Origin of the sequence: Sulfurimonas sp. (assembly GCF_016744025.1) — a bacterium.
Classification (GTDB): Bacteria; Campylobacterota; Campylobacteria; order Campylobacterales; family Sulfurimonadaceae; genus Sulfurimonas.
On the sequence record NZ_JADGFC010000107.1, the window covers coordinates 1 to 9338 of the forward strand.

10 protein-coding genes are annotated in these 9338 nt (G+C 31.5%); 1 reads left to right on the forward strand and 9 read right to left on the reverse strand.

From position 1 onward, the window contains the following. The 8 genes from QZZ48_RS12295 to QZZ48_RS12330 form a co-directional block, all read right to left on the reverse strand. Window positions 1–238, reverse strand: a 238-nt coding sequence (locus QZZ48_RS12295) for a hypothetical protein (protein WP_294966313.1), incomplete at its 3' end; no start/stop codon positions are given. Then, the gene (locus QZZ48_RS12300; protein WP_294966315.1) at window positions 225–1517 is read right to left on the reverse strand and encodes a response regulator; all 1293 of its coding nucleotides are present in this window, start codon (window positions 1515–1517) and stop codon (window positions 225–227) included. The genes QZZ48_RS12295 and QZZ48_RS12300, both read right to left, overlap by 14 nt. Window positions 1518–1520: 3 nt before the next feature. Beyond that, entirely contained in the window at window positions 1521–3053 is a 1533-nt protein-coding gene (locus tag QZZ48_RS12305; protein WP_294966317.1) for a response regulator, read from the reverse strand. Next, window positions 3054–5162 carry a chemotaxis protein CheA gene (locus tag QZZ48_RS12310; RefSeq protein ID WP_294966320.1) on the reverse strand — a complete coding sequence of 703 codons (2109 nt, stop codon included), beginning with the start codon at window positions 5160–5162 and terminating at the stop codon, window positions 3054–3056. Continuing rightward, on the reverse strand, window positions 5155–5418 hold the full coding sequence (locus tag QZZ48_RS12315) for a hypothetical protein (protein ID WP_294966321.1): 264 nt from the start codon (window positions 5416–5418) through the stop codon (window positions 5155–5157). The genes QZZ48_RS12310 and QZZ48_RS12315 overlap by 8 nt, the downstream gene beginning before the upstream one ends. Further along, window positions 5419–7365, reverse strand: coding sequence for a methyl-accepting chemotaxis protein (locus QZZ48_RS12320; RefSeq protein ID WP_294966324.1), 1947 nt, complete (start codon window positions 7363–7365; stop codon window positions 5419–5421). A 1-nt stretch (window position 7366) separates the two neighbouring features. Beyond that, window positions 7367–7879, reverse strand: coding sequence for a chemotaxis protein CheW (locus tag QZZ48_RS12325; RefSeq protein WP_294966327.1), 513 nt, complete (start codon window positions 7877–7879; stop codon window positions 7367–7369). A gap of 2 nt (window positions 7880–7881) precedes the next feature. Next, window positions 7882–8268 (reverse strand): response regulator, encoded by a 387-nt coding sequence (locus tag QZZ48_RS12330; RefSeq protein WP_294966329.1) that lies wholly within the window; start codon window positions 8266–8268, stop codon window positions 7882–7884. A gap of 191 nt (window positions 8269–8459) precedes the next feature. On the opposite strand from QZZ48_RS12330, the gene QZZ48_RS12335 reads away from it, so the two are divergent. Continuing rightward, on the forward strand, window positions 8460–8993 hold the full coding sequence (locus tag QZZ48_RS12335; RefSeq protein ID WP_294966331.1) for a GDSL-type esterase/lipase family protein: 534 nt from the start codon (window positions 8460–8462) through the stop codon (window positions 8991–8993). On the opposite strand, the gene QZZ48_RS12340 is transcribed toward QZZ48_RS12335, so the two are convergent. Further along, entirely contained in the window at window positions 8980–9213 is a 234-nt protein-coding gene (locus tag QZZ48_RS12340; protein ID WP_294966333.1) for a FecR family protein, read from the reverse strand. The genes QZZ48_RS12335 and QZZ48_RS12340 overlap by 14 nt on opposite strands. Window positions 9214–9338: the final 125 nt, after the last annotated feature.

Genomic DNA, 9338 nt, shown 5'->3' on the forward strand with positions numbered 1-9338 from the left:
TATTAGCATTGTTCCATTGTATAGTATTTTTTTTATCATGAATTATATCAATAAGTATTACTTGAGTAATAAATAATTCGCTTTTAAAACTATCTACATACTCCTCTAATAAGATATATTTTTTTGTCTCATTTACTTTGTTATTTACGTTATAAAGAAATACAATATTTATTAAAATAATTATTAATATGCTGTATACTGGAATATTGTATATATTTATCTTTTTAAAATAGTTCAAAATCATCCTCATCATCTTGTACTACTTCTTTCTTATCAAAAATAGACTGAAGTTGTAAACATGAACTTAAAAGTGATGAATCCAAATAATGAACATCATTGGCATCTTTTAGGATAAATATAATATTTCTCCATTGTGCTATATCATCTATTAAGTGCATAAACAGTGTAGAAAACTTTCTATGGTCCTTTTCTTCTACCGATTCTAAGTCTAATATTTTTAAGTATTCATTTAAAGTATTTAGCCCAAATGCAAAGTGTTCAAATGACATAAGTTGATCAATTACATCAACATAAGTGTCAAGTCCTTCTGTCATCTTAATTAATGATTCTTGTGTAGCTTCAGATTCAAAAGAAATTGCAGCTGATTGGATTATATCTTCAATACTTTCAAGCTCTTCAATTTTGTCCATAAGAGATATAGCCGTATTATCAACATACTGTATAGCTGTCATTTTATCAAAGTGAGTTTTTGATAGAATGTCCTGTTCATAGCTTGTAATTTCACGCTTATCTAAATTTGAATCTTCTACTATTTTCCCTTTTGGAAGTCGAAATGATAGATTTTGATTATTTAAAATAAAAATTGCATTAGAATAATTTTTTAAAAGAGTGCGTTGTATAACTAATTCATTGATTATATTTAGTGGAGAGAGTGTCAAGAAAAGATTATCTTCATTTTCCTCAGAAACTATGGAAAAATTAACTTCTTTTTTTAAAGAGAGTTGACCATAGGCATAAATCATTCTGATGCACTCTTCTAAGTTTTCTATAGAGTAAGAAGCTTCATTTAAATAGTAGTCCCAAAATTGGGAAAGAGATTGCATTGATGTAATGTTGAATTTTAATGACCTTGAATATACCTCTTGCGTAAATTCATTGACTGCATCTAAATTAGATAGTTTAATTTTACGTGCTTGTACAATTTGAATATAGTTTTTAACACGTTGATAAAAAAGCTCATCCTCAATTGGCTTAGTCATATAGTCTTCTGCACCACTCTCTAGCATCTTATTTTTAGACTCTTCATCATCTAGTGCGCTTATAGCTAAAATCATTACTTTTGAATCAAATGATTTAATTACCTTTGTTGCAGTAATCCCATCAATATTTGGCATCATAATATCCATAAAGATAATATCAAAATGCTCATTCTTACAAATATCAATAGCTTCTTGTCCGCTATTCGCTTGTGATGTTTGCATGTCATCAAATTCTTCTAATAAAAGTTCTATAGTTGTTCTGTTATCTGTGATGTCATCGACAATTAATATTTTCATAAATTACCCTTCTCTGTTATTTTTAAATATAAGTGTAAATTTGGTTCCAGAACTCTGTTTTGCATCTTCGACTTTGTAGTCTATTTTTAAATCTCTACAAAGAAGATTTACAAAGTAAAGACCAATACCTGTTCCTTTGGATTGTCTAGATAATAAGGCATCTTCTTCTTGTGCGTATAGAGTGAAAATTTCTTCTTTATTTTTTATACCTAAGCCATTGTCTTCTATGGATATCTCAGTAACGTTGCTATTATTTGTTATCATAATATTTATCTCATCTTTTCCATATTTGATAGCATTTGAAAGAACATTAGAGACTATTTGCTTTACACGGTTTTCATCACTATATATAAAAGCTTCTTCTTGAGTCTCAAATGATAAATTAATATTATTAGCATCTATGAGAGAATCAAATTTTTTGATTGTGTGGTTAATAAGTTCATTTGCATTAAAGAGTGCGTATGAATAAGTTAATTTTCCAGTATTTAATTTAGATACTTCTAGAATTTGAGTTATGTTTTCAAGCATGTCAGTTGCATTATTTAAAACAGAATCTAAAAGAGTTGAAATTTTTTCATGATTTATTATTTGATGGTTTTTCATCTGCTTTTTAATATATTTACTAAAGTTTATTATTGCATTTAGTGGTGTTTTAAGCTCATGAGTAAAAACAAGTAAAAAAGATTTTTTAGCCTCTTTTAGCTGTTCTTCTCTTTGTAAAAATATTTTCTTTGCTTCAACCTCACGTTTAAGTTTGAGCATGTCAGTAATATCGTTACGAATGGCCATATACTCTTTTATGTTTCCATCTTTTCCTATAAGAGGAATGATAGTAGTTTCTGCATAAAAGCCTGAGCCATCTTTGTTAAGATTTATCATGCGGTCTCTCCATACCTTTCCTAATGTTATTGTTTGCCACAAATCTGCATAAATTAAAGGAGAATTATCAGGATGTTTAAATATACGGTGAGTATTACCTATCATCTCTTCTCTAGTGTAACCTGTAATATTGCAAAAATTATTATTAACATAGGTAATAACACCATTAGTATTTGTTTTAGAAACAATAGAAGCTTGAGTTAGTGCCTTAAAATACTGTAAGTCTGAAAATTGGAAACTCATACACACTTTATAAAGAGGATCAACCATTTGTTTGGAGTCAAAAGGTTTTTGAATAAAACTCTCTATGCCAAGGTGAATAATTTCAACTAAGTATTTTCTTTCCTCAGTTGCAGACATGATTACTATCTTTTGCTCTTTATGCATTTCTAATATTGCCTTACTCATCACAATACCATCCATCTTAGGCATGTAAATATCGCTTATTACAATATCGTAGTATGTATTTGTTTGTAAATAGTTTTCTATATAAAGTTCTAAACCTTCTTTTCCATTTACAGCTATATCAACATGATTAAAGATTTTTAAAAAAAACTTTTTTGTTCTATCTCGAAGATCATCATCATCTTCTACATAAAGTATTTTTAAGTTTTTAGCTATCTCTTTTAAGGATTGAACTTTATTGAAACTATTCACTTATTCTCCTTTATTACCTTGCCCCAAGAGCTCTTCTACATCTAAAATTAAAGCGATTTCACCGTTACCCATAATAGCACTGCCTGAGAGTTCTTTTATTCTTGAAAGAGTTGCTCCAAGTGTTTTGATAACAACTTGTTGTCTTCCTATAAGGTCATCAACTAAGATGGCATATTTGCCTTTTTCACTCTCTACACACATTAATGTAGATTCAGATATTTCTGGTTTGTCTTCACTTATTTCAAGAACATGATTTAGTCTTACTATAAGAATCATCTCACCTCTTAAATCAACAAACTCCCCCTGATGTTTAATTGAGTGAATAATCTCTTTAGCTGGTTTAAATGACTCTAAAACAGAAAGAGTAGGGATAATAAAAGTATCGTTAGCACTCTTTACCAGCATCCCATCTATTATTGCTAAGGTTAGTGGAAGTAGTATAGTAAATGTTGAACCTTTGCCAACTTCTGAAGCGATTTCAACGCGACCATGAAGTTTTTCTATAGAAGATCTTACTACATCAAGACCTACACCTCTTCCTGATATATCACTAACTACATCTGCAGTTGAAAAACCAGCTTGCATGATTAGAGCAAATACTTGAGCATCACTCATTTCTGCGTCTTCGCTTACTATTCTTCGCTCTACAGCTTTGGCAAACACTTTATCTCTGTTTATTCCACGTCCATCATCTGATACTTCTATGGCAATATTACCACCTCGGTGGAAGGCTTTTAGTTTTATAACACCGATAGCAGTTTTACCTTGTGCTAGTCTATCTTTAGCAGAGTCTTCCATTCCGTGATCAATAGCATTTCTCATAATATGAATCAATGGATCAGAGAGTGCATCTACCATTGTTTTATCAACTTCGGTTTCTGCTCCTTCTATTTCAAGAGAAATCTCTTTATTTACTTTATTTGAAGCATCCCTAGCCACACGTTTCATCTTCTCGAAAGTATCATTAACTGCAACCATTCTCAAAGCCATAACACGGTTTTGTATTAAGCGTGTTATCTTTGAGAGGATATTCATAGTCTTGTTTACACCCTCATTTTTGATCTTTTTAATATCTTCACTCTCTGCTATATAGTTTTGAGCAATTACAAGTTCACCTACAGAATCAAATAGTTCATCAAGCTTATTTGTATCAATCTTTACGAATGATCGAGCATCATGTTTACGACGTCCTGTATCTTTTCTGTCTGGTCCTCTTCTCCCTGATTTATCGTCCTTTTCTCTTTTTCCAAAATTAATATCTTCTTCGGCTAAAGGTTTAGGCTCTGGCTTTTGTATTATGTCTTTGGGGATATGTACAAAAGTAAATTCACTCTCATCAACATATTCGAAAATTTCTTCTATATCTTCTGATGGTTTATCGCTATATAAAAACAGATCAACACTTTTAATATTGTTTATTTCTGGATTAAATTCTTTAAGAGATACAACATCCTTCATATCCCACCATGATTCGAGTATAGTACCCTCATCACTTAGAAGTTTAAATATTTTGGCATGATCAAAGCCACGGAAGTAAATATCATCATCAAGCGTTAGTTGGATGTGGTAAAGTTCATGAGCATCTTTTACAAGACTCTTCATACGAATTAAATCATCTTCTTTATAGCTTGCATTTTTAATCACTGGTAAATTTTCTTCTACTTCTTCTATTTCTGCAAATTCAGCAGCTAAGTCTGGTAATTCTTCTTCTTTACCTACTCCAACTTTATGCTCAAGTATCGCTTGAATTCCTGCTAAAACTTTTTCATAGTTCTCAGGTACACCGTCATTTTCATCGATTTCTCTGTACATAACATCTTTAATAATATCAACTGAGCTTAAGAACAAATCTATATCACCATGATTTACACTGTCATCTGTATTTCTGTAGTGATCAAGAACATCTTCGAAATGATGTACAAACTTACCAAGTCTACCAAATCCAAAAGAGTTTGCACTCCCTTTTAAAGTGTGAACTCCACGAAAAAGTTCATTTAAGAGATCTTTATCTTCAGGGTCCTCTTCAAAATTTATAATATCTATATCAAGTTTTTCGATGATATCGCTAGCTTCTTCAATAAAAATATTTTTTATATCTTCTTTAGTCATTTTTTATCCAATGAAGTGTTCCATATTCTTCAAGTTTTAAATCCTGCTCTATTGCATTGATTTGAATTGAAGGTTTTGAGAGTTTTATGCTGTGAAGAAGTTGCAAAAGTGAAGAAGATGCAAAGGCTTCTAAGTCTCCTGTTATAGCTACTTCTTCTATGTACTCAAGTCTGTCCTCTACAAAGTTTTTCAACTCAAGAACATCCTTAATATCCATGTCTAAATCAATTTCAAGAATATCTCCATCAATAGTCATCTAGAACTCCTTAAGATCCTCTTCATTAAGAGGAAAAACATCTTCAGTACTTTTGTGTGCTGATTTAGTATTTCTAGCTCTTTGAGGTGCTCGTTTTACTTTTCTACTATTTTTAACTGTAGATGAAGAAGTAGATGCTGATGTCTGTGTTGTGCTCTCACCAACCATTAATGCAATTACATTTACAGTCTCTTTCATTGATACTGCTTGTGCATTTAGCTCTTCAGCAGATGCAGCAGCTTCTTCACTTGTTGCAGCGTTTTGCTGAGTAACTTGGTCAATCTCACCCATAGCTGTAGCTATCTGGTTCATTCCCTCACTCTGCTCTTTAGCAGATATAGAAATTTCTCCGATTAGATTAGATGTTTTAGAAATACGTTCTAAAATATCTTGAAATGCTTGAGATGTCATTTTTGAAATCTCTGAACCTTTTCTAGTCTGAGCAATTGACTCTTCAATAATAGCAGCTGTTTCAGTTGAAGCATCAGAAGATCTCTGTGCTAAACTTTTAACTTCATCTGCAACAACAGCAAATCCAAGTCCGTGTTCACCCGCACGAGCAGCTTCAACAGCAGCATTTAGTGCAAGAAGTTTAGTCTGTGAAGCAATCTCATCAATAGTTTTAATGATTTTAGAAATACGCTCACTTGAAGTGTTTATCTCACACATCGCCAATATAAGCTCTTCACCTTTAGCAGCTCCATCTTGTGCAGAATTCTGAGCATCTTTTGCTAATATATCAGCCTCTCTAGCATTCCCAGAGTTTTGAGTATTGATTGCAGTTGACTCTTCAACTGTTGCACTAACTTGCTCAACACTACTCGCCTGTTCACTCGCACCCTCAGCAAGACTAGATGCTGAGTCTGCAATCTCTGTAGATGCACTTACTACTTGATCGTTTGATTCTAAGATAGATCTTACTGCTGTTACAATAGTTGTTGTAATATTTCTTGTGATGAAAAATGAAAGAGCCATACCAATAAGAAGTGCTATAATAAGACCAATAATCATAGTCTTAACAGCTAGTTCCATTGTTTTATCTGATTCCATTGCAAGCTCTGTAGTTCCATTTAACCCAGCGCTATAAACGTCTTCAACTGCTTTTAATGCTTTAACTCCAATCCCAACCAATTCTTTAAGAATATTATTTGTATCTTCACCTGATTTTAAAAGTTGTTCTAGTGCTTCTCTATAAGCATTTCCAGCTTTAGCTACTGCATTTATAGAGCTTATATCTGCTTGTTTGCTAGTAATACTTTTTAATTCAACATAAATTTTATCCAATTCATCAAAGGTAGCTAGTCCTTCTTGCAAGATTTTTACATCACGGCGAGATGCTGACTTGAAATTTGCTATTCTAGCTTCATTTCCTAAGTCTATGATTGTATTTATTTTACTTATTCTTTGATTTATTTTATTTAAAGGGAGCTTGTTCTTTAAATCAATTTTCAATTTGTTTTCTTGAACTTTTAAGAGTTTTCTTACTTCAGACATAAAAGTACCGGCATTTTTATCTAAATCAGCTCTAATTTCTTTTTTATGTTTAAATATTGCCTCTAGCTTTAGCATACTATTTTGATAATTTGTAATTTCTTTTTCCAAAGGTGGAACAAGCTTTTTAAGTGTAAGAAGTGTTGGTTGATCTTGAACTAACTGCTTTATTTCCTTTACAGCTTTATTCGTTTTTTCAAAATTAGTATTTATACCAGTTGTATATTTGTCTTGTTCCGTAAATATATATTTTGAGGCATCAATTCTTACTTTTGCAAAGTAGTTTTGAATGTCACCTGCAATTCTAACTTCTGGAACATACTTTTCGTTTAATGCCATCGCATTACTCTCTGCAATTTTCATATTATATATTGCCATAGCACCAAGCATTACCATAATAATTAATACCATACCTAAAGCACTTGCTATTTTTTTACCTAATGTCAGGTTATTCATATTATTTTTCCTCTTCTTTTTGTGTTTCATCTTTTTCTAACTTACTAATGTCTAATAACTCTTCTGCTTCAAATATCTTTTCGAGATTTAAAAGCATAATTACATCATTTTCAACTTCAGCAACATTTTCTATAAAAGATGTATCTATATTACTCCCAAAATGTGGAGCTTCAGCGATATGATCTTTGTCTATTGATAGAACATCATCTACTTGGTCAACTATAAAGCCAATAGAAGCCTTATCTACTTCATAAATAATAATGGCAGTATTAATATCCATCTCTTTTTCTTCCATACCAAACTTGAGTCTAATATCTACAACAGGAATGATAGAACCTCTTAAGTTGATAACTCCCTTTACAAAGGCTGGAGTTTTTGGGATATGAGTAATATTAATTGTGGCAATGATTTCTTTTATTCTAGAGATATGAATACCGTACTTTTCATCATCTACACAAAATGTCAAATATCTATTTGCAGAAGTAAGCTTTTTATTCTTTTTTATTTCACCCATAATTAAAGTCCTAATACCATCTTCATAGCTTTTACTAATTTTTCATCACTAAATGGTTTTACTAACCATCCAGTAACACCTATTTCTTTTCCTTGTGCTTTCATCTGAGCAGAACTTTCAGTTGTTAGTATAAGGATTGGTTTAGTCTTAAAAGATGCATGTTGTTTAAGCTCTCTTGCAAGGTCAAGACCATTTAACTGAGGCATATTTATATCGCTTATAAGTAAGTCGAAATCTTCACTACCACTAAGGAGTGCATCTCTTAACTCATCCGGATTTATATAAGTCTTTAAAGTAATAGTACCAGCGCTAACTAACTCCTCTAATGCCATTTCCGCTGTCGCTAAAATTGTCTTTGAATCATCTACTAAAATTATTTTTTTAGCCAAAATAATGCTCCTCTTTTTATAAAATCTAATTTATCGTAAATGAGTATACATCTTTGCAGTGGCAAGTAAGTGTCAATTATTTAGAAATAATCACATGCTATAATTAGCTTATGAGCAAAACAACATTGATGACATTCTTCGTGATTATTATTGTTATAATTATAGTTTACACAAAAGAGAGTGGGGATAGATTGCCGAAAATTTTACTTGATAAAGACTCTGTAGTATTGGCATTTGGGGATAGTTTAACCCATGGCTTTGGAGCAACACAAGATACAAGTTATCCTGCGTATTTACAAGAAAAAAGTGGACTAAGAGTTATAAATGCAGGTATCAATGGTGAGACAAGTGCAGAGGGTTTACTTCGCTTACCTTTTCTTTTCAAAGAAAAGCCTGATGTGGTTATTCTTTGTCATGGTGGAAATGACATACTTCAAAAACTATCTCATGAAGATTTAAAGAATAATTTAGAATCAATGGTAAGACTTATAAAAGAGAGTGGAGCACAAGTGATTTTAGTTTCCGTACCTGACTTTAATGTTTTTGGATTTAGAGCACTGCCTTTATATGAAGAGATTGCAGATGCACAAGATATATTTTTAGAAGACGAAGTTCTAACTCATATAGAGTTAAACAGATCTTTAAAAAGTGACTACGTTCATCCAAATGCAAAAGGTTATGAAATGATGGCAGACACCTTTTTAAAACTACTTATTGAACCTTAACTGCAAACTTCGTGCCTCTTATGGCAACTGTTCCATCTGGAGTTTTTAAAATAAAATCTTCTGGTGATAAGTTACTTATCTTTCCAGATTCAAAAGATAGAGAACCTTTTTCTAAAAATAGTTCAAAATCATATTCCTTTTCTACTGGCTTAAAAAGAAATTTTTCTAGTTTAAGTAGACTATTTGAACCTAGTGCTAAGACAGAATTATCTTTAAAAATAAGAGTTACTGAACTATTGTTTTTTGTGACTTAATTAAAAAAACGGGTGCATAAAACATTCATTAAAGTTCGGTATAGTAGGAGTAAACAAAGGTTTATTTACAAATGGCTGTAAAAAAGCTCTA